This window comes from Nostoc sp. (assembly GCF_036917615.1).
Taxonomy (GTDB): domain Bacteria; phylum Cyanobacteriota; class Cyanobacteriia; order Cyanobacteriales; family Nostocaceae; genus Nostoc.
In genome coordinates this window covers 1-21,265 of sequence record NZ_JBALCZ010000073.1, presented here as the reverse complement: position 1 = coordinate 21,265, position 21,265 = coordinate 1, and the positions used below count along the sequence as shown (strand labels likewise).

Sequence of the window (21,265 nt, the reverse complement as noted above, 5' to 3'; positions counted from 1 at the left end):
TTACTAACAATAAATACCAAGATAATTAGTAATTATTAAACCACAGAATATTTATTTTTGGGAAGTCTTAATAGTCTGGTTATACTTACATGTAATTCTCACTAAATAGAAATTTTTTAAATATGAAATGTCAATTTTTCGCCTCTAATTTTTTGCTAGATAATCCAATGATATCAAGCTGGGTACGTAGCGGGCGATCATTAACCATGAAATAAAGTCCTTCTCCTACTTCCCCTGCTCAAGAACACCTTTCTTTAGGAGTCCGGTTAAATACTTGTAATTAGGGATTTAGGATGACAAAGACGTGGGTATTTGCAACAATTGCGCTTGTGTCATACTGGACGCAGACATCTGAATTGAGTGCGGTATTATCAATGTAATTACTCCTGGAGACATTTTCTGGACTAAAAGTAGTAACAGTGGTCAGATTAACACCAAGGATAATACTTGGCAAGACAGCAACACCCGCGTAGCTTGCCGCCGTAGGCATCGCTACTAATATTCTAATTCAAGTCAAAAGATTTACGTTTAGAGGTAGGTGGTTGATTGTTATGCAGCATACTTGAACGATCAGATTTTCCACTTCTCCAATAAGTCGGAAATCATCTGAGACTCTTAACGAGACAACATCTTAAAGCTTTCTCGCTGACTAGTTTTCCAGATTAAGTTGACACAATTACACAGTTGTGCATCCATATAGATGATTGACTTGTTGCAAAGATTTTTGGGAAAATGGTACTACGTTGCAATTTTAATCTAACTCTTCAACCATCACTTTATTAGATATTGGTTAAGAAAAGCATTCACCTGATTGGTGCATAACCTGACATTAACTGTCTTTTCTGCAATTCTAAGAATGTCTAATCCTTGACCATTATTACGGGGGTCTGGATCAACTATAGATACATATATTTCATGTATACGACGATCTTCAGCGATCGCTAAAGCACATGCGGGTGTGCGTCCATGAAAAGAACCAGGTTCAAGAGTTACATACATTTTTAATAAGTCGAAAGCTTTGCCTTGAATCTGGTTAAGTGCGTCAGCCTCAGCATGGTGTTTTCCTGGTGTCTGCGTGTATCCTTTAGTCACTATCTCTTGGGCATCTACGATCACACAGCCTACTGGTGGGTTGGGCAAACATTCCGGCAAAGCTTTTCTGCTTTGAGCTAAAGCAGCTAGCATAAATATTTCATCCATATGTATTAGCAGAAATTATCTATATAAATTACACTACCACTTTTATTAAAAAAATTACTATATCAAAACTTAGTAACTGTCACACTAATACCAGAATCGAGTTTAGGAACCTTGAGATACTCAATTGGCTCACTACTTTGAGAACTTTGGGTATTTGTTGGTTTCTGACATTGCTTAAAAAAAGCGTCTGGGTTATTGATGAACTCAAGCGGGTTGATTTTTTCGCATCCTCGCTCCCGCACTAGCGAAATTGATTCAGCAGTTTGTTTTGGATTATTAGTCTGTCCGATAAAATTACTCCATGTAGTGTTAATCGTGGCTGGTTCCGTCAATAAAACTCCAGCCTGATTGCGATCGTGAAACGGCTCCTTCGGAGCATCGCCTGTTGTCATGGGAAGATTCTCTTGGTTGGCATAGGCACTCTGGGAGAGAGCGAGTGCACTAATCACAACGACTAAGGTGATGGAAAAGGATTTCATAATTCAATCTCTCAACATTTAATGTCAGTTTAATAATTACAATTGGCTAAATACAGAAACAAAAAAATAGCAGCCTAGTTTGAGTACTCAGATTAACACAGCTAGTAAGAAGTATAGCTAAACTTAATTAAAAATATAGTGAAGTTTAAACAGCTGATATAAATATCCATCTAGTCTTTCCAAGTGTCTCTTTTCACTGTATAAAGTCTATCTATGAAGTGGTTACATTACTTATGGGCTGGCACAATTGCCCTATTGTTTACCCTTAAGGAATTAATAACTCTTGTCTTTTAAATATCAGCACCTAGTAAGTAAATATATTGATACGTATGAATCTTTTGTAAAGTTCTTCTATTAAGTCTTTTTACAGAATATGATATTGAGTATGAGATGACTAATCAGTAATTGCATCAGTAATGACACAAAACTAAGTTATCAAAAAAAATGGAAAGCCTCTAAATCAGCGAGAAAGTTGTGAATTATCCTGTTTTTGCTGTCAGTATAATATCAAGCAATTTCAGTTAAACTTGCGACTAACAAAACTATTAGTTTACTTCAGATATTGAACAATCTCAACAAAAAGGCATTAGCTGACAATTAACGCAAATATTACCATCGCAAAGTAGACTACAGTGTTACTGTCGGGAAAATATTGAGAAAAATCTGCTGTAAGTAAATAGTCTTTTTTTCTAAAATTTGTATATATTATGACGATGGAATCTTTACCCAACTTTCAAGAAATAAATATTCAGAAATGCTTAGAAGTTCTTCAACGGCGTTGGCTACCTCTAATCGGAATTTTTGATATAGCTGTTACTCTTGGATGCTTGTATGCTTATTCAGCTTTGTTTCAGAAAATATTGATGATAGGAAATAAATCTGACTCTATCGCTCCTTTTATGGACTTTAATAATAAATAAACTAGTCTTATAGGCTGTGTTATTTAGACTAACTTGGTTTTCATGTTTTGAAGCTTCCTGATAAAATCTGAATTTTCATACCACAACAGAAAGGGAGCGGTAGAAACATAAATCTTCATTCAGTAATTAACTTAGTAAACAAATACTTAATAGTATGTCAATACCTATAGCCTTTATAATTTGTACAGAATCGGGTCGTTTAGAAAGTCAATCTTTAATACTTGCAGAAAGTATTCGTAAGCATTGCGGAAAATTGAAAGATACACCTATATATAGTTTTCATCCTAGAGTAGGTGAACCAATATCAAAGCAAACCCAACAGGCATTTGAAGCGTTGCAGGTGACTCATCAACAATTGCCTATAAATCGAGAATTTCAGGAATCTTATTTAGCTAATAAACCCCTGGTTTGTGCCTATGCAGAACAAAATATTGATGCAGAAATATTAGTTTTTTTAGATAGTGACAAATGCTTTTTTTCAGAGCCAAACGAATTTTTACTGCCAGTAAATTGTAATGTTCGCATACGTCCTGAGTATGGTCAAGGAATTGGTTCTACAGGTCTGCGAGACCCTAAAGAATGGTATTGGCAAAAACTATATGAAATACTGGGAGTAAAGCGTGAGGTATTTGTTGACACACCTATTGGTAACAAAAGAATCAGAGCCTACTGGAATTCTGGTTTGGTCGTTGTGAGAAGGAGTGCAGGTATATTTACAACTTGGAAAGAGAATTTTGAAAAAGTAATGCGGCTGGATATTAATCCTCCCCAGAGTATTTATTTTGTTGAGCAGTCTGTTTTGTCTGTAACTTTATGTGCCTTGGAAGAAAACGTCGAACATCTTTCTCCTAATTATAGTTATCCATTACCTTTACATAACGATTTATCAACAGAACTACAAATTAAAGATTGGGATGATATTATATCCATTCATTATTTTAACTTATTCTTTTATAACGATTGGAATGCACAAATCAAAAGATTTAAAAAAATCAATATCAATTCAGTAAAATATCGATGGTTATGTCAAGAAGTTCTCTTCCATAATGCTCCAAAAATGCAAGCTTTTAATGCCAAGGCACCATATACCCATATTGATAGTATGCCTCTAGTCTTTATTGAAAAGCTGTTGGGTTTTCCAATGAAACGAGAACAAAGAATAACCTATGCTGACTGGATATGGTCTCTGATGGCAGAAGCAGCTAATAAAGGCTGGCGTGTATTTTATTTAGGTTCAAAGCGAGGAGTTGCTGAACAAGGAGCAAGTATTTTGCGCCAGAGATTTCCTGGTTTACAGATTGCTTGTGCTCATGGCTATATTGGCATGGATAAAGATAGTCAAGAAAATCTCGCTACTCTGGCTGCAATTAATGCTTACAAACCCCATGTATTAATGGTGGGGATAGGTATGCCACGCCAAGAGTATTGGATTTCCGAAAATCTTGAACATATTCACACCAACACTATTTTGACTAGTAGAGCCTGCATGGGCTATGTAGCAGGAGCAATACCCACTCCTCCTCGCCGGATAGGAAAGGTGCGCTTGGAATGGTTGTATCGCTTGTTATCTAAATCTAAAAGACTTTGGAGACGTTACTTACTTGAGCCTTAGTTTATTAACACATTATTTTTAGGAAAAATTTGGAGTATCTCAAGCCAACAAAAAAAATAATAAGTATAAGATTTAACAAGCTCATAGCGTTATCGAGTTTCTGCAAGCCTTACTAGAACACCGATTCAGTAATCAAATAAAAGGAGAGGCAGACTCAGTAGTGTTAGTAAAAATTTTGTCAAGGACATGAAGATTATGAACAACGGCTGTGCGACGAAGGTCAAATAAGTTTTTGCGAGAACCGACATAAGGAGCTTGCTCCCCAGATGCAACTGGGTACCTGCCCCGTCAATTTTAACTCCATTATTCTTAAGACGACTAGAACCAAAAGCAGAGGTAATCAGCTTGTTTGCGCCCTTGGCATTGGATGGCGATCGCATTGCCAAAATCTTAGTCAAAGAGGGCGCAAGCGTTAAAGCTGGACAGGTGGTAGCAATTTTAGACGCCCGCGATCGCTTACAAACTGCTGTAGTACAAGCCCAGCAATAAGTAAGAGTTGCCCAAGCTAAACTTGATCAAGTGCAAGCTCCGATAGCGGGACAGATCATCAAAATTCATACGCGAGTCGGAGAAAAAATTAGTACTTCTGGCATTGCAAACTTAGCGCAAACAGACCAGATGATGGCAGTAGCAGAAGTTTATCAAACCGACATTGTTATTAGCTATCTTAGGTTTTCTTCCTGGATTCATCCTTTCTTGCTCAACACCGGTTTGTTCTGTTAAGTTGACTATAATTGTTCATCCCCCTGAAGTCATCTGATTACTGCCTGAAATTTTTTTTAATAGTTTCTATTTTTGATACAAATCTTCGTCCAATATTGAGAGCATATGCAAGTCCATAACTGATCTTATATTTAAATACAAACTTTTTAAGTGTTAGTATTTCAAAATTCTCAGATAATGTAATTAAGTATTAGAGATGAGAAAAGTAAGAATACTGAATTTTTCCTAAATTAGCCAATGTATTGCAGCAGCGATCCACGGTCATACTTAAGAAAACTGTTTACTAGTAAATAATTTTCAATGGCTAATCTTTAATCTTTGCCGTTGCTTTCTTTTCACTTAGGGACTACCAACTCCAAAGCAGACTGAGTAGGATTGGTTATATCGCACTGCGTTAGTAAATTTTAAATAGTGGTGTGGCACAGCTAAAATAGTGCAATAGAGATTCCCGACCCTATACCCCACAAAAAAGAATAAATGCCTTGAAAGTCTTATCAAATAAAGACTTTGGTTATTGAGTACATTATTAATACATATTAATAGATGCAGTATTGCGGATGAGATATTAATAGATGCAGTATTTGTTGAAAGTTAACTTAAGAGCCAAAAACCATCAATAAATTATCCTTTAAACACGGAGTAAATCCTACCGATAAATCTTGAATGCATATAATCCACTCACTTTCTAGTTTTGGCTATTTCTGATTCTTATATTCATGTGTTCTGATAATGCAGCTTAGAGGCGGGGACAAAAATCATATTATGAACAAAACTTTTGCAACCATCGACGGGAATGAGGCTGTCGCCCGTGTTGCTTACAAATTAAATGAAGTGATTGCCATTTATCCGATCACCCCCTCTTCAGCAATGGGTGAATGGGCAGATGCTTGGTCAGCAGAAGGTCGTCCCAACCTCTGGGGTAGTGTTCCTAGTGTCGTGCAAATGCAGAGCGAGGGAGGAGCCGCAGGTGCTGTGCATGGGGCATTGCAAACAGGTTCCTTGAGTACCACCTTCACGGCATCTCAGGGATTATTGTTGATGATACCCAACTTCTACAAAATTGCTGGTGAACTGACTAGCGCTGTGGTTCACGTTGCAGCCCGCTCCCTGGCTACCCACGCTTTATCAATTTTTGGTGATCATAGCGATGTGATGGCAGCTCGTGCTACTGGTTTTGCTTTGTTGTGTTCCGCTTCGGTGCAAGAAAGTCAAGATTTTGCTCTCATTGCCCATGCTGCTACCCTAGAAGCGCGAGTCTCGTTTATGCACTTCTTTGATGGCTTCCGCACCTCCCATGAAGTGCAGAAAGTCAAACTGCTCTCAGATGGCGATTTGCGATCGCTCATCCACGATCACCTCATACTCGCTCACCGTAGCCGTGCGCTCACCCCAGATCGTCCAGTTTTGCGGGGTACTGCCCAAAACCCCGATGTCTACTTCCAAGGACGTGAAGGCGCTAATCCTTATTACAATGCTTGTCCAGAAATTGTCCAGCGGATCATGGATGAATTTGGAGAACGCACGGGAAGGCATTATCAAATCTATGAATATTACGGGGCCAACGATGCCGATCGCGTTATCGTTCTTATGGGTTCAGGTTGTGAAACCGTCCATGAAACAGTAGATTATCTTAACGCCCGTGGTGAAAAACTTGGTGTAGTGAAAGTGCGACTTTACCGCCCCTTTGATGTCCAAAGGTTTGTTGCAGTATTGCCAACTAGTGTAAAAGCGATCGCAGTTCTCGACCGCACCAAAGAAGCAGGTAGCGCCGGAGAACCCTTGTATTTGGATGTTGTAGCTGCCATCCATGAGGCGTGGGGAGAGAGAAGGGCAGGGGAAGCAAGGGGAGAAAATACTCTCTCATCCCCTAAAATCATTGGTGGTCGTTACGGTCTTTCTTCTAAGGAATTCACTCCGGCAATGGTGCAGGGCATTTTTGACAACCTTGCCGAAGCTAAACCGAAAAATCATTTTACTATTGGGATTAATGACGATGTTAGTCATACTTCCTTGAGCTTTGACCCTAATTTCTCCACAGAATCGGACAATGTTGTTCGGGCAATGTTCTATGGATTAGGTGCTGATGGCACTGTTGGGGCTAACAAAAACTCCATCAAGATTATTGGTGAAGAAACCGACAATTACGCCCAAGGCTACTTCGTCTATGACTCCAAGAAATCTGGCTCGATGACTGTCTCTCACTTACGCTTCGGCAAAGAGCCAATTCGCTCCACCTACCTAATTGACCAAGCCAATTTTATTGGTTGCCATCATTGGGGATTTCTGGAACGCATAGATATTTTGAAGGCTGCTATTCCTGGAGCGACTTTGCTGCTTAACAGTCCTTATGATGCAGATACCGTCTGGGAATATCTGCCGATGAAGGTGCAACAGCAAATTATTGATAAGCATTTGAAGTTATATGTGATTAATGCTAGCCAGGTTGCCCGTGAAAGTGGCATGGGTGGCAGAATTAACACTATTATGCAGGTATGCTTCTTTGCCTTAGCGGGTGTCTTGCCACAGGAAGAAGCGATCGCTAAAATCAAACAAGCGATTGACAAGACTTATGGTAAAAAAGGCGCAGAAGTTGTCCGCATGAACTTGCAAGCTGTAGACAACACCTTAGACAACTTGCATAAAGTACATGTACCACAAACAATCAATAATCCAAAATCCAAAATCGTTCGACTGAGCGAAGCCGAAGTCCAAAATCCAAAATTGCTAGACTCCGCTCCCGAATTTGTGCGAGAAGTTCTGGGCAAAATCATGGTGTGGGAAGGTGATGACTTACCTGTTAGCACACTACCCGTTGACGGCACTTTTCCCGTAGGTACTGCCAAGTGGGAAAAACGTAACGTTGCCGAAGAGATACCTGTATGGGAGCCGGATGTCTGCATACAATGTGGTAAGTGCGTCATGGTTTGTCCGCATAGTGCCATCCGTGCAAAAGCTTATCAAGTGGATGAGTTAGTTAATGCACCAGAAACTTTCAAGTCAACTGGTGCAAAAGATAAAGACTTTGCTAATCAAAAATTTACCATTCAAGTTGCCCCAGAAGATTGCACGGGATGCACTATTTGTGTAAATATTTGCCCTGCTAAAGATAAATCTGAGCCATTGCTGAAAGCGATTAATATGGCACAGCAGTTGCCTTTACAAGAGCAAGAGCGGAAAAACTGGGATTTCTTCTTGAGTTTACCTAATCCTGACAGGCGATCGCTAAAATTAAACCAGATTCGCCAACAACAACTGCAAGAACCTTTATTTGAATTCTCTGGTGCTTGTGCAGGTTGTGGTGAGACACCTTATTTGAAATTATTAACACAATTGTTTGGCGATCGCGCCGTCATCGCCAATGCTACAGGTTGTTCCTCAATCTATGGCGGGAACCTCCCCACCACTCCTTGGACAACCAACGCCGAAGGACGTGGCCCGGCGTGGTCTAATAATCTATTTGAAGATAACGCCGAATTCGGTTTTGGCTTCCGCCTTTCCCTCGACAAACAAGCTGAGTTTGCGGCAGAATTGTTGCAACAGTTGGGGAGTGAAATAGATCAAAACCTTGTCTACTCCATCCTGAAAGCTGAACAAAAATCTGAGGCTGACATTTGGGAACAGCGCCAAAGAATAGAACTGTTGCAGCAGAAGTTAGATGAAATCGTAACTCTCGATCCTAATCTAAAGTCTAAAATCCAAAATCTCAAATCCCTTGCTGACTACCTGGTGAGAAAAAGCGTCTGGATTGTTGGCGGTGACGGTTGGGCTTATGATATTGATTTTGGTGGTATCGATCATGTAATTGCTAGTGGTCGAAATGTGAACATCCTAGTAATGGATACAGAAGTGTATTCTAATACAGGCGGTCAATCTTCTAAAGCCACACCACGAGCAGCAGTTGCCAAATATGCCGCCAGTGGCAAGCCTGCACCGAAGAAAGACTTAGGGATGATTGCCATGACCTACGGAAATGTCTACGTAGCAAGTGTAGCCCTTGGTGCTAGAGATGAACATACCCTGAAAGCATTTCTGGAAGCAGAAGCTTATGATGGGCCATCACTGATTATTGCTTACAGCCATTGCATCGCCCACGGCATTAACATGACCACAGGGATGAATCACCAAAAAACTCTGGTAGAATCAGGTCGTTGGTTACTGTATCGGCATAATCCAGAGTTGCTCAACCAGGGTAAAAATCCTTTGCAATTAGATATGCGATCGCCTAAGCAATCCGTAGAAGATTCGATGTATCAAGAAAATCGCTTCAAAATGCTCACCAAGAGCAAACCCGACGTAGCCAAGCACTTGTTAGAACAAGCGCAAGCCGAGGTTGATGCACGTTGGCAGATGTATCAATATCTCGCAAAGCGCGACACTCTCTGAACATCTACCCTGATTTTGGTGACAAACATCGCGATTGTAGTTATAAACATCGCGATTTTCGTTACAAACATGGCAATTTTCCTTACTAAGTACAGCATTTAATTAATTTGTAGCAGATTAAATTTGCTAATACCTTGCAATGCCAATGCATCGGCCGCATTGTTAATGCATCCTCTTACAATGCAAATGTGTCAACCACAATGTTAATGCATCCCTTTACAATGCCAATGCGTCGGCGGCAATGTTAATGCATCCTTTTACAATGCGAATACGTCGGCCACAATGTTAATGCATCCCTCTACAATGCGAATGCGTTGACCGCAATATTAATGTGTTTCTCTTCATGAAAACGCTACGTTTTTACGCAAAACTGTACTAAGGCTGTGGTTTAAATTGTGTAGAACGCAAACTTTAGCCTACAAACCCGCAAATGTTGGGTTTCCTTCCTGAACACAATGTCTAAAAATAGTGCGATGTCTTTGACAGGCTACACCTACACAAAAACTTTACTTGGCATCTCATAAAATTAACTGTAACTTTACCAGAATTACACCCAGCCTCTTGACAAGGCTTAGATATTCATAAGAGTATTTAAGTGATTTAATGGTTATTAAAGTAATTTTTGCTTACAAAGTAAAATCGGCTGGCTAGCTGACACCAAAAGAGCGCCATCAATATAATTGGTAAATGTCTAAAACCATAGCGCGATCGTAATTACGAATTACTCTATTTACGCCGTCCTTTCCTAGTAAGTCACAGCGTAAATAGAGTAACCATTTAAAAACTCTAAAAATCCCATTCCATAATACTTTTGACTTTTGGCTTTTGACTTCTGCCTTGCGGTAATAGTGTCTTTGCTAATGATAAATAACTCATAAAAACTAATACTGGAGAAATGATGGCAAATTCAACTTTTAACCTTTCGGATCTCAACGGCACTAATGGCTTTGCCATCAACGGCATCAATCCAAATGACCAATCAGGCACGTCTGTCAGCAGTGCGGGAGATATTAACGGCGACGGCATCGACGACCTGATTATCGGGGCACAAAATGCCGACCCCAACGGCTCATACTCAGGGCAGAGCTACGTGGTGTTTGGCAGGAAGGGGGGTTTTGGTCCTGGTCTCAACCTCTCCACCCTGAACGGCACTAATGGCTTTGCCATCAACGGCATCAATCCAGGTGACGAATCAGGCATTTCTGTCAGTAGTGCGGGAGATATCAATGGCGACGGCATCGACGACCTGATTATCGGGGCATTTGGTGCCGACCCCAATGGCAACGGATCAGGGCAGAGCTACGTGGTGTTTGGCAGGAAGGGCGGTTTTAATCCTAGTCTCAACCTTTCCACCCTCAACGGCACTAATGGCTTTGCCATCAACGGCATCAATTCAGGTGATGAATCAGGCGAGTCTGTCAGTAGTGCGGGAGATATCAATGGCGATGGCATCGACGACCTGATTATCGGGGCATTATATGCCTCCCCCAACGGCAACAGATCAGGGCAGAGCTATGTAGTGTTTGGCAGGAAGGGGGATTTTGGTTCTAGTCTCAACCTCTCCACCCTCAACGGCACTAATGGCTTTACCATCAACGGCATCAATCCAGGTGACCAATTAGGCCATTCTATCAGCAGTGTGGGAGATATCAATGGCGACGGCATCGACGATCTGATTATCGGGGCATTTGATGCCTCCCCCAACGTCTCATACTCAGGGCAGAGCTACGTGGTATTTGGCAGGAAGGGGGGTTTTGGTCCTAGTTTCAAACTCTCCACCCTCAACGGCACTAATGGCTTTACCATCAACGGCATCAATCAATATGACCAATCAGGCTGGTCTGTCAGCAGTGCGGGGGACATCAACGGCGACGGTATCGACGACCTGATTATCGGGGCATTTAATGCTTCCCCCAACGGTTACAGTTCAGGGCAGAGCTACGTGGTGTTTGGCAGCAAAGGGGGTTTTGATGCCCAACTCAACCTCTCCACTCTCAACGGCACTAACGGCTTTACCATCAACGGCATCAATCCACGTGACGATTCAGGCATTTCTGTCAGCAGTGCGGGAGATATCAACGGCGACGGCATCGACGACCTGATTATCGGGGCATTTAATGCTTCCCCCAACAGCGATAGATCAGGGCAGAGCTACGTGCTGTTTGGCAGCAAGGGGGGTTTTGATGCCAATTTCAACCTCTCTAAACTGAATGGTACGTCGGGCTTTGCCATCAACGGGATCAATCCAGGTGAATTTTCAGGCACGTCTGTCAGCAGTGCGGGAGATATCAACGGCGACGGCATCGACGACCTGATTATCGGGGCACCAGATGCCTCCCCTAATGGCGAGATATCAGGGCAGAGCTACGTGATATTTGGCGGAAAAAATATAGGCAGTGGCAGCACCATTAACCTGACGGGAACTGCTGGTACAGATACTCTTTTTGGCACAATTGGCAACAACATCATCGACGGCAAAGCTGGTAATGATATCCTCACGGGCAACGGTGGTCAAGACAAATTCATCTTCCGCCTCGGCGATGGCAATGACATCATTACTGATTTTGGTGGCGTAGGTAAAGGCTTAAACCCATCATTAGCAGTAAATGTTGATACACTACAATTTATCGGTTCGGGATTAACTGCCCGAAATTTGCAACTAACTGAAAACGGCAACAACCTAGAAGTCACCTTTGAAAATGTGACTAACACCAAAGTAACTCTGCAAAACTTCCTCTTAGAAAACCTGGATAACCTCAGCAAATCTACTGGAGCCACTGTAGACTTAGGCAATATCCTATTTGATGGGCAAACCAGCATCGCCGACAGCTTTGATGTAATTGATGCCAACTCCACTCAAACTAGCATTTTTAACAAAAATACTGTCACCTTCCTGAATGACTTAAACAATAACATCATCGGTTTTGACAACTCCAATGATGTAATTAATGGTCAAGGTGGTAACGACATTATTAATGGCTTGAGTGGCGATGACACCCTCAGAGGTGGTAGTGGCAATGATACCCTGATCGGTGATGCCGGTAATGATATTCTTGTTGGCGGTGCGGGTGCTGACAGATTCCTTTACAACACCAATGCTGCTTTTAATGGCTCTGCTATTGGTCTAGATACCATTAGTGACTTTAACAGTTCCCAAGGTGACAAAATTGTACTGGATAAGACTACTTTTAGTGCAATTACCTCTGCTGCAGGAACAGGTTTCAGTAAAAAGAGTGATTTTCAAATCACGAATTCAGCAGGGACTAGCACGGCAAAAATTGTGTATGATCCTTTTCGTGGGCAGTTATTCTACAACGAAAATGGCAGCGCGGCGGGTTTTGGCAGTGGTGGTCAGTTTGCGACTCTGCGTGGTGCGCCCACTCTCACGGCATCTGATTTTGTATTGGAAGCGTAGTTAGGACAAAATACCGAGTTCAGAACACGAAACTTCGAGTTCAGAACACGAAACTTCGAGCTTGGAACACGAAACACCGAGTTCAGAACACGAAACACCGAGCTTAGAACACGAAACATCGAGCTTGGAACACGAAACATCGAGCTTGGAACACGAAACTCCGAGTTCAGAACACGAAACTCCAAGCTTGGAACACGAAACATCGAGCTTGGAACACGAAACTCCGAGCTTGGAACATGAAACTCCGAGTTCAGAACCTTGAAGCTTATTTCTTCACTAACAACTCTGGGCTATTTAGATAGACGAGTCATTTCAAACAATTGCTGGGCATTACTTCCTAAAAAAGCATCGAAAAGTACCTGCCCTCCAGATTCCACTTCTACTAGATAGCGCTGGGCAATTTCATAATAGGCGTAAGTCCAAGGAATCTGAATTTCTGCGCCACTGTTATCATCTAACACTGTGACCATTTCCGTTACTGCTTGAGTTGCAGTTTGCCGCAAACCACAAGCAATATTTCCCTCTATCTCTGCTTTCATTGGTACACCCAGGTTAGCCAAACCACTGGCGGTAGTATCAATGTCTGGATATTCTGGAGTATTCTGGCCGTTGACGTAGCCTGTGAAATGGTTGACACCATATCCGTGCAGCAACACCCAAGCCCCATACTGAGTAACCTGATTCACTTCTTCGACAACATAACGCTGGGGAGGTTGCCAAGGGCGGGTGAAGACTTGCTGGAGTTGTTTGGCAGTAGTTTCAATGTTCCCGTCTTTTTGTAGAAGAGTAAGGGGTGAGGTCAGTTCGTATTGGATTGAAGATACTGTTTTAGAGATCAGTTGGACAATATTAGCAGGCAATTCATCGACAATCAACTCGCTGATAAACAGTTTGGGTAAGTTAAATTCTTCTTGCTGCGGATGACGATAATCACGGGCATACAGATGAGTTTGAGCAAAATTATATTCTCCAGCCACCATGTAACCTAAAGCTTCCGCAAGTTGCCCAAGGTGGTCAATTCCCAAGTTAAATTGACCCTGTGGACTATCTACTAATAAACGCAAAGACCGAAAGGCGATGTGGTCGTTGGCGACAGTCCCACCCGCAGTAGTAATCATTTGCTGGTAGGTACGGGCATGATTTACCCTGGTGCTGTATTCTTGCCAAAGTAATTTCCATAAATGAAGGGCAATTTCGGTTTTCATAAAGCATTAGTCAATAGTAAAGATAATTCGCCATCTCTGCACAAGTGAATGTTTGTAAGTGTGGATTTAATAACCTGCAATTGTGGCTCTTGTTATGCCCTGGCTATTTAGTAACATACTGCATGTTTATTAATTAAACAGTCAGATACTTGCTGAACCAGTTAGCGACTGTCTCTTGAAGTATCGCAATGTCTTGGCGCTGTTCTGGCGAAATATCTGTTGCTGCTGGTTTAATGTGATGCGTCAGATGCCTGAAGGTTTTCATTGATAGGCGTTCCGACTGGTTCAATTGTTCATATTGTCTTAAGAGCGCAGCATAAAGTTTTTCTGTATCGCTAACCTTATATATCTCGTCTTGCATACCATGCACGAATAAGGTAGCAGGAAGACGATTTCTTTTGATTATTTCTTCCGCACGGACGATAAAATCTAAGCGTTGTTTTGCTGCTTCTGACTTCTCAGACCAAGAATATTTTTTATGCTTCTCCTCTACCCAAGGGTACTGCTGCTTAAGAAAAGAATAGGTTTCTTGTACAATCCGCTCATAACTATTTACAGCAGTATCTAGGTTTTTAGTTATTCCAGCTAGTACAGCAGCAATTGGAATCTTACTTTCTAATAGCGCCAGTAGAACTGTAAAGCCACCTGCTGAAAAGCCGAACAAACCAATGCCTTTGTTTGGGTCAATGCTGAAACGCTCCTGTAGCGCCTTAACCACTTCTGGTAGCTCATCTGTAGCTTGTTCGACTATCGGTAGTAGTAGTCTGAGTACATAGTCATCAATCTGGCGACGCATAAGTTCGTCAGTGCCACCTTCTGGAAGCCGTTGACCAAAAAGCGGCAGTCCCAGGTAGGCTTTCCAAGCTTCGACGCTTTCTAGAGGCAATGCCTCAGCAAGTACTTTTTCACTGTCAGGCGGGCCGAAGCCATGCCAGAGGATGATGAGTGGAGCAGGTCTGTCTGTATTGGTAGGCGGACGTACCACAACAGGTACACCTGCTAATTCTAATGAATTTAGACTAGACATATCCTAGATCCTGATTAAATCCACTTTCTTTAGCAGCTTAACACCTCGCTGATAATCTGAAGGGCTATCTGAATTTGGTCGCTGTCGATAACCAAAGGTGGACAGAAACGAATTGCTGCTTTACCGCAACCTAGTAACAATAAACCCCGTAAAAAAGCTTCTTGGATAATGCGATCGCGCAATTTATGATCAAGATTACCCTGTTGATCCAATAAGTCCACCGCAACCATCAAACCTTTACCTCGTGGCGGCGATACTCTGGGAAATTTTTGATGCAATTGGGTCAGACTAGCTTGTAATAATTCTCCCATCTGGGTAGCGTTAGTCATCAAACCACTTTCCAGCAGTCGCAGTGTGGCAATACCAGCAGCACAAGCTACAGGATTACCGCCAAATGTGGTGGCGTGAGAACCGGAAGGCCAAGTCATTAACTCTGGTCTGGCAAGTATCGCTCCTAATGGCAGACCACTGGCGATGCCTTTGGCAGTAGTAATAATATCAGGCATCACTCCCCAATGCTCGATCGCAAATAAGCGACCAGTCCGCCCCATCCCTGCTTGCACTTCATCCACTACCATCAGCATACCGTGGCGATCGCAAATATCCCGAATCCGCTGCAAGAAACCATCCTCTGGTACGATATATCCACCTTCCCCTTGAATCGCTTCGACTACAATCGCCGCGACTTCTTGCGGTGGTAAAATTGTCGTGAATAGCTGTTGTTCCAGGTAATCTAAGCTAGCATGAGTGCCGTAGGGGATATGAGTCACCCCAGGAACTAAAGGCCCAAAATTAGCTCGCTGCACTGCTTTGGAACCAGTCAGAGACATTGCCCCATAGGTGCGTCCGTGAAATGCACCTAAGAAGGCTACGATTAGCGATCGCTTGGTGTAATATCGAGCTAGTTTGATTGCTCCTTCGTTGGATTCTGCCCCGGAATTGGTAAAAAATACTTTTGCAGGGAACTCAGTATTATTCTGTGGGTTGGGAAAGGGGGCACGAATCGCTAGTTGTTCCGCTAGTTCCACCATCGGCTCATAATAAAAATCCGTCCCTGACATGTGCAGCAGACGCCCCGACTGTTCTTGAATTGCTTTGACGACTTCTGGGTGGGCGTGTCCGGTAGCGGTAACGGCAATACCTGCGGTCATATCCAGAAATACATTGCCATCCACATCTTCCAGCATACAGCCTTGTCCGCGAGATACAACTAAGGGATAATCGCGGGTGTAAGAAGGGGAAGTTACGGCGCGATCGCGTTGTACAATTGCTTGAGCACGAGGCCCAGGTAAGGAAGTTATTAGGCGGGGTATACGAGGTATATTTAGGTTTATAGGGATACTTAACATTATTTTTTCGGTTTTTTTAAGATTACTGATGATTAAACGCTAAGAGTTGATTGTTTACAGTAGCATTTGATTCCATTAGTATCGGAATTACGTATTTACCGAACAATTAGAGTAAACGCCAGCGATCATCGGAAATTACTGATAATTTTTCCGGAATTCTTAGAGGGATTTACCGAAAAAGCTTCATAGTAAAGACTTTCGTTTTTTTAAGACTCTCGCCCGTTTTTATAACACAACTTTTGGAAGATATTAGTAATTATCAGTCCACGAATAAATCTGCTTGCTCGTAGCAAGGAATGTGTTTATTATCTTCCATAACTAAAGTTAGTTGCTCTGAAAGCTTAACCCTCTAACTGCGATCGATGGCATATTATATCGATACGCGGCGCCCGAATTTCATTTCCAACTTGGATCATATCCGGTAGATTCCCTTGCAGGTTGGCTGCGATCACGGTGATTACGACCATCGCCCTCTTGCTGTAATTTAAAGGTTGCTGATTTTGTCATATTTCCAGTATTTTACTGACATAGCTGTTAAATACTGTATATGTATGTGTCAATAATGCGATCTTTTTTTAGTTGCTATCAAAGAAGGAGATCGCTTTTTATATACCTTCACAATTATGAAGGATTTGTCAGGAGCTAGCTTGAGGAATCTGACCCCTTGCTGTAAGAGGTTGGAAAAGTTGACATAACTTAATATCCTACACTTTGTTGATCCACTAGCTTAATTAGCTATATCTACGTGATATTACCATTGACAATTAGTATATTCTACAAATAAACTGCAATCGTATTTCCGTAAATACTTTTACAGAAGGAATATTTTGATAGATAAAATACAAAAAATTATCAATGGTAGTGATGCTTCTGAAGTTATTAGTGTTAACTATGCTTACTGGAACTTAGGGACAATATTGATAACTTTTGTTCTACTATTGACAGCTATTTCCATCGAATCGGCAGTTGCTGCGGATAGTGTTGTTTCTGAGAATAAAGAGGCTCAATTGAGAGTATCTGGACTTAATTCACAACCAGGTATTAGCTTCCAGCAAAGATTGCTGAAAGCTAAAAAAAATAATACTGCTGCTGAAGTCGAGACTGGGAGTATTAGTCATAGTTTGACTGCTAACGTTAAGCCTGAAACATTTAGCAATTCTTTTTTTGCAGACAACGTTTGGCTAGAATCTCAAAAGCTGTTAGCAAACAATGATAATTCAAAAAAGCAAATAACTGCTTCTCCAATTAGTAATACTGACTTGCATTTAAAAGAGCAGACTAATGTATTGCAGCAGAAACAATGCCAAATTATTGTACAGACAGACTCTTCAGATACAGTAGGGGATACTTTTGGCGAGACTAATAAATTACGCCAAGAACTTTTAATTGATCCCATTGTGAGGTTAGGCGCACAGACAAAAGCTGCCCCTGGTTCAACTGCTGGTACTCCTTCTGCTTATGGTGCAAGTTTTGGTCAAGCCTATATTGGTGGTGGTTTATTTTCCCCTATAGATAAGAATAAAGATAGGCAAGATGGTTCTTTGTCTGTTGGTTTTGGTTTAGGAAATGCGGCTAAATCTGTAGGATTGGAAGTTAATATCAATATTACTAGTGTAGGTGGTGGTGACAGTTTTGATTTTGGTGATAGTGGTGGTGTAGGTTTTAAACTACATAGATATTTGGGTGATGGTACAGCCGTAGCTATTGGTTGGTCAAATCCTATTAAATGGGGAGATGTTACCAAAGCTAAAGATACTGTCTATGGAGTAGTTACTAAGTCATTTCTACTGCAACCAGATAACCCAAATAATAAATTACCTTTGACTGTTTCGGTAGGTCTTGGGAGTGGTGCTTTTCGTTCTAAAGGTGCAATAGCAGCAGATGAAAATACTGTTAATCTTTTTGCTGGTTTAGGTTTGAGAGTGATACCTCAAGTATCCTTAGTAAGTAGTTGGACAGGAAATCGTCTCAATATGGGTGCATCTTTTGCTCCCTTAAAAAAGACTCCTATAGTTATTAATGCTATTTTCACAAATGTTACTGATAATCTGGATACTGGCTTAGGTTTTGCATTGATTGCAGGGTACAGCTTTCAGTTTTAACTACTGAGTTATCTAAGAATTTAATCAACAATAAAAACAATGAATAAACAACCATTCTTTCTCACTTTTGCTCTAGCATTCACTTTTTTTACTTATTTAGTGGGTGCGCCTACTAGAGTAAATGCTGGTACTGTTAACATCACAGGGGCTAGTGACGATTCTTCTTCGTCATCTGGGGATAGTTTTAACCCAGGATCTTTAGACCCATCTGTTGAACTTGCACCTGGGGTTGAAGTTAGTGCTAATGGTAGCATTAGCGTAGCAACAGAAGTTCAGAATAGTTTGAATCAAACTCTCATTAATATACTTAGTCAAAATCCGGCTCCAAATAGCCCGGCTGCCATCATTATAGGTATCTTACAGGGTGGGGTGAATGCAGAAGGAGCAGCTAATCAGCTACAGACTTCTATAGTTAGTTTAGGAGTATCATCACCATCAGTAGCATCACTGCTAAAAGCTTTATTGGCTCTAGTCGGAAATAAATCAGCATCTGTATTAGGCGTTCCTGTAGGACAATTACAACCAGTGCAGCTAGTTGCCATCACTAAAGGATTAATGGCAGATTTAGTGATAGCCCAGAAGGGAGAAACATCAAATGTGAATGTCCAAAAGCTAAATGATGCTATTACTGCTTACAACAATATTGTGAGAGAAAGTAGTCCTGAAGTGCTGCAAAAACTTGCAAAAGATCCACAATTTTTGGAAGTTGGTAAGCTGCTTAAGCAATTAAGGGCTGTCCTGAATAAAAGTTAAAAATTAGACGTGATGACACTAAATTTATTAGTGGTGCGATTTACAATCCTCTGGCTAAAGCTGGAGGATTATTGTTGAAAAATATGCAGATTAACTATCAAATTAATAACGTTTTATCTGCTCGTGCGCGTCTGGAGAGAGTCCTAAACAGGACTCAACCCATAAATTTGCAGTATTGGGTTGATATCTATAACTATCAGGTAAATCAATAACGCTATCAGTGACGCAACCAGAGAATTTGCAGTTTAAGTAGAAACAAAGTAATTTTCCACGCATCTAACAAACATTTCCACACCCATTCCCAAGGCGGTTTCGTCAAAATCAAATCGGGGATGATGATGAGGATATGCTAAGTCTTTCGTGGGATTAGCAGAACCTAAAAAGAAATAGCAACCAGGAACCTCTTGCAAGAAGAATGACATATCTTCAGCAGCCATAGTTTGGCATTCTGGCACAATACCCATCGGGGTTTCTACCACTTCTTCTGCTACAGCTTGCACCAATGCCGCCATTTTAATATCATTAATTACTGGTGGATAAAGTGACCAGTATTCTAAGTCAAAACTCGCACCATGACTTTGACAAATTCCAGCAATAATCTGCTCGACACGCTGGTTGAAAAAGCCTTTCAAACTAGGATTAAAATACCTGACAGTGGCACTCATTCTCGCTGTATCAGCAATCACATTACGCTTGGTTCCAGCATGAAGTTCACCCACTGTCACCACTGCTGAATCAATGGGATTAACATTCCGAGCGACAATGGTTTGCAAGGCATTCACGATTTGAGCAGCAACTACAACAGAGTCAACAGTTTGATGGGGTAGTGCGCCGTGTCCACCTTTGCCCAAAATTGTGCAGTTAAAGCACTCCACAGCTGCCATCAAAGCCCCAGCCCGCACACCCACTGTTCCCAAGGGCAAATTATTCCACAAGTGCAAACCAATAATCGCGTCAACATCAGGATTTTTCAGAACTCCAGCTTCAATCATCGGCTTTGCGCCTCCTGGTGATTCTTCTGCTGGCTGGAAGATAATTTTCACGGTACCGGAGAAGTCTTGGCGATGCTGTTGGAGATAGTAAGCTGTACCTAAAGCGATCGCTGTATGTCCATCATGTCCACAAGCGTGCATCACTCCATCATACTGGGATTTGTAGGGCACTTCGTTGAGTTCTTGGATTGGCAAAGCATCCATATCTGCCCGAATTGCCAAAACTTTTGGATTTTGGATTGTTTCTGAATCTTGTCCTTTGCCTTTGATGGTGGCAACAATGCCAGTGTGGGCAATGCCAGTTTGATGCTCAATTCCCCATTCTTGCAGCTTTTGTGATACAAACTCAGCGGTCAATTTTTCTTGAAAACCCAACTCTGGTTGTTGATGCAATCGCCGCCGCCACTCTACTAATTGCGGTTGCAATGAGCGGATAGCCAGTCGGATGCGAGATAGATCAACAGAAGAGGGATTGGGAAAGGTAGAAACCATTATGAAGACAAACTAGTTTAAGTACAGCTAACTTAGTTTATTTATTTTCCCAGTTTATCGTAGGAATGGCGACTAGTACCGTAGGGCGGAATTCAAAATTCAAGGCTGAGCGAAGCCGAAGCCTTGACCGTGAGCGCAGTCGAAGGGTCAAAATTCAAACAGGTATACAGCGTAAGCGTTTCGTTGATTTGGAATCGGTGGTTTATTTAAGCGGTGCTGTACTTTAGTCCCAAAGATAAAATAAGGCAGGTAAATCCTGCCTTGTGTGTCACTAGAGTTAGGTGAATTTCATCCTTCCTCACCATTGCACGTCTTATTGACAAAGCTATTACCGAGTTATGTCAGAACTGTGACTACACCAGTTGTAAACAGGGCCTGCGCGTTCGCTACCATCAGTTGCTCAAGTCTTATCAGAGTAAACCAAAAAGTTTTTCTTTGAAGAGCGATGCCGTACCTCTACGGAGAAGCAAGCTACGCGGAGCGTCTCGTAGAGAAGTGCGGGCTACGCCTACGCTAATAACTGGAGTTTAGACTAAAAGCGATATGAGAGAACGCAAATCAAAAGGAATTAGAGGTTAAAAATATTATCTTGTCAGCCTTAAAGCATCCTGAC

At 41.7% G+C, this 21,265-nt stretch carries 14 protein-coding genes and 2 pseudogenes; 9 read left to right on the top strand and 7 right to left on the bottom strand.

Annotation, left to right across the window (positions count from 1 at the left end; translation table 11 throughout):
* Nucleotides 1-280 precede the first annotated feature (280 nt).
* The 3 genes from V7K85_RS26695 to V7K85_RS26685 form a co-directional block, all read right to left on the bottom strand.
* A complete protein-coding gene (locus tag V7K85_RS26695) occupies nucleotides 281-490 on the bottom strand; it encodes a DUF3172 domain-containing protein (RefSeq protein WP_334818187.1) in 210 nt (69 codons plus the stop codon).
* Nucleotides 491-771: 281 nt separating this feature from the next.
* Nucleotides 772-1,185 (bottom strand): deaminase, encoded by a 414-nt coding sequence (locus tag V7K85_RS26690; protein WP_334818185.1) that lies wholly within the window; start codon nucleotides 1,183-1,185, stop codon nucleotides 772-774.
* 77 nt (nucleotides 1,186-1,262) lie between these two features.
* Nucleotides 1,263-1,679, bottom strand: a complete 417-nt coding sequence (locus tag V7K85_RS26685) for a hypothetical protein (protein ID WP_334818183.1) — start codon at nucleotides 1,677-1,679, stop codon at nucleotides 1,263-1,265.
* A 707-nt stretch (nucleotides 1,680-2,386) separates the two neighbouring features.
* On the opposite strand from V7K85_RS26685, the gene V7K85_RS26680 reads away from it, so the two are divergent.
* From V7K85_RS26680 to V7K85_RS26650, 7 genes and pseudogenes are all read left to right on the top strand, one after another.
* A complete protein-coding gene (locus V7K85_RS26680) occupies nucleotides 2,387-2,599 on the top strand; it encodes a hypothetical protein (protein WP_334818182.1) in 213 nt (70 codons plus the stop codon).
* A gap of 1,036 nt (nucleotides 2,600-3,635) precedes the next feature.
* Nucleotides 3,636-4,211 (top strand): annotated as a pseudogene (locus V7K85_RS26675) (WecB/TagA/CpsF family glycosyltransferase); the annotation flags it as partial.
* A gap of 309 nt (nucleotides 4,212-4,520) precedes the next feature.
* Nucleotides 4,521-4,697, top strand: a pseudogene (locus tag V7K85_RS26670) (HlyD family secretion protein); the annotation flags it as partial.
* A gap of 33 nt (nucleotides 4,698-4,730) precedes the next feature.
* Nucleotides 4,731-4,934 carry a hypothetical protein gene (locus tag V7K85_RS26665; protein ID WP_334818181.1) on the top strand — a complete coding sequence of 68 codons (204 nt, stop codon included), beginning with the start codon at nucleotides 4,731-4,733 and terminating at the stop codon, nucleotides 4,932-4,934.
* A gap of 762 nt (nucleotides 4,935-5,696) precedes the next feature.
* Entirely contained in the window at nucleotides 5,697-9,317 is a 3,621-nt protein-coding gene (gene nifJ / locus V7K85_RS26660; RefSeq protein WP_334818179.1) for a pyruvate:ferredoxin (flavodoxin) oxidoreductase, read from the top strand.
* A gap of 898 nt (nucleotides 9,318-10,215) precedes the next feature.
* Nucleotides 10,216-12,732, top strand: coding sequence for a beta strand repeat-containing protein (locus V7K85_RS26655; protein ID WP_334818201.1), 2,517 nt, complete (start codon nucleotides 10,216-10,218; stop codon nucleotides 12,730-12,732).
* 61 nt (nucleotides 12,733-12,793) lie between these two features.
* A complete protein-coding gene (locus V7K85_RS26650) occupies nucleotides 12,794-12,994 on the top strand; it encodes a hypothetical protein (protein WP_334818177.1) in 201 nt (66 codons plus the stop codon).
* Nucleotides 12,995-13,022: 28 nt separating this feature from the next.
* Here the strand turns inward: V7K85_RS26650 and V7K85_RS26645 are convergent, their stop codons facing one another.
* The 3 genes from V7K85_RS26645 to V7K85_RS26635 form a co-directional block, all read right to left on the bottom strand.
* Nucleotides 13,023-13,937: a DUF1338 domain-containing protein gene (locus tag V7K85_RS26645; protein WP_334818175.1), complete on the bottom strand. Its 915-nt coding sequence runs from the start codon at nucleotides 13,935-13,937 to the stop codon at nucleotides 13,023-13,025.
* Nucleotides 13,938-14,070: 133 nt separating this feature from the next.
* Nucleotides 14,071-14,964 (bottom strand): alpha/beta hydrolase family protein, encoded by an 894-nt coding sequence (locus tag V7K85_RS26640; RefSeq protein WP_334818174.1) that lies wholly within the window; start codon nucleotides 14,962-14,964, stop codon nucleotides 14,071-14,073.
* A 29-nt stretch (nucleotides 14,965-14,993) separates the two neighbouring features.
* Nucleotides 14,994-16,313 carry an acetyl ornithine aminotransferase family protein gene (locus V7K85_RS26635; protein ID WP_334818172.1) on the bottom strand — a complete coding sequence of 440 codons (1,320 nt, stop codon included), beginning with the start codon at nucleotides 16,311-16,313 and terminating at the stop codon, nucleotides 14,994-14,996.
* An 830-nt stretch (nucleotides 16,314-17,143) separates the two neighbouring features.
* Here V7K85_RS26635 and V7K85_RS26630 point away from each other — a divergent pair.
* Nucleotides 17,144-18,415, top strand: a complete 1,272-nt coding sequence (locus tag V7K85_RS26630) for a hypothetical protein (RefSeq protein ID WP_334818199.1) — start codon at nucleotides 17,144-17,146, stop codon at nucleotides 18,413-18,415.
* A 39-nt stretch (nucleotides 18,416-18,454) separates the two neighbouring features.
* Nucleotides 18,455-19,168, top strand: coding sequence for a hypothetical protein (locus V7K85_RS26625; RefSeq protein WP_334818170.1), 714 nt, complete (start codon nucleotides 18,455-18,457; stop codon nucleotides 19,166-19,168).
* Nucleotides 19,169-19,413: 245 nt separating this feature from the next.
* On the opposite strand, the gene V7K85_RS26620 is transcribed toward V7K85_RS26625, so the two are convergent.
* On the bottom strand, nucleotides 19,414-20,652 hold the full coding sequence (locus tag V7K85_RS26620; RefSeq protein WP_334818168.1) for a M20 metallopeptidase family protein: 1,239 nt from the start codon (nucleotides 20,650-20,652) through the stop codon (nucleotides 19,414-19,416).
* Nucleotides 20,653-21,265: the final 613 nt, after the last annotated feature.

What these genes read in the sequence shown, in the direction of transcription:
- V7K85_RS26695 (WP_334818187.1), bottom strand. Translation starts at nt 490, where the DNA reads ATGCCTACGGCGGCAAGCTACGCGGGTGTTGCTGTCTTGCCAAGTATT.
- V7K85_RS26690 (WP_334818185.1), bottom strand. Translation starts at nt 1,185, where the DNA reads ATGCTAGCTGCTTTAGCTCAAAGCAGAAAAGCTTTGCCGGAATGTTTG.
- V7K85_RS26685 (WP_334818183.1), bottom strand. Translation starts at nt 1,679, where the DNA reads ATGAAATCCTTTTCCATCACCTTAGTCGTTGTGATTAGTGCACTCGCT.
- V7K85_RS26680 (WP_334818182.1), top strand. Translation starts at nt 2,387, where the DNA reads ATGACGATGGAATCTTTACCCAACTTTCAAGAAATAAATATTCAGAAA.
- nifJ (WP_334818179.1), top strand. Translation starts at nt 5,697, where the DNA reads ATGAACAAAACTTTTGCAACCATCGACGGGAATGAGGCTGTCGCCCGT.
- V7K85_RS26655 (WP_334818201.1), top strand. Translation starts at nt 10,216, where the DNA reads ATGGCAAATTCAACTTTTAACCTTTCGGATCTCAACGGCACTAATGGC.
- V7K85_RS26645 (WP_334818175.1), bottom strand. Translation starts at nt 13,937, where the DNA reads ATGAAAACCGAAATTGCCCTTCATTTATGGAAATTACTTTGGCAAGAA.
- V7K85_RS26640 (WP_334818174.1), bottom strand. Translation starts at nt 14,964, where the DNA reads ATGTCTAGTCTAAATTCATTAGAATTAGCAGGTGTACCTGTTGTGGTA.
- V7K85_RS26635 (WP_334818172.1), bottom strand. Translation starts at nt 16,313, where the DNA reads ATGTTAAGTATCCCTATAAACCTAAATATACCTCGTATACCCCGCCTA.
- V7K85_RS26625 (WP_334818170.1), top strand. Translation starts at nt 18,455, where the DNA reads ATGAATAAACAACCATTCTTTCTCACTTTTGCTCTAGCATTCACTTTT.
- V7K85_RS26620 (WP_334818168.1), bottom strand. Translation starts at nt 20,652, where the DNA reads ATGGTTTCTACCTTTCCCAATCCCTCTTCTGTTGATCTATCTCGCATC.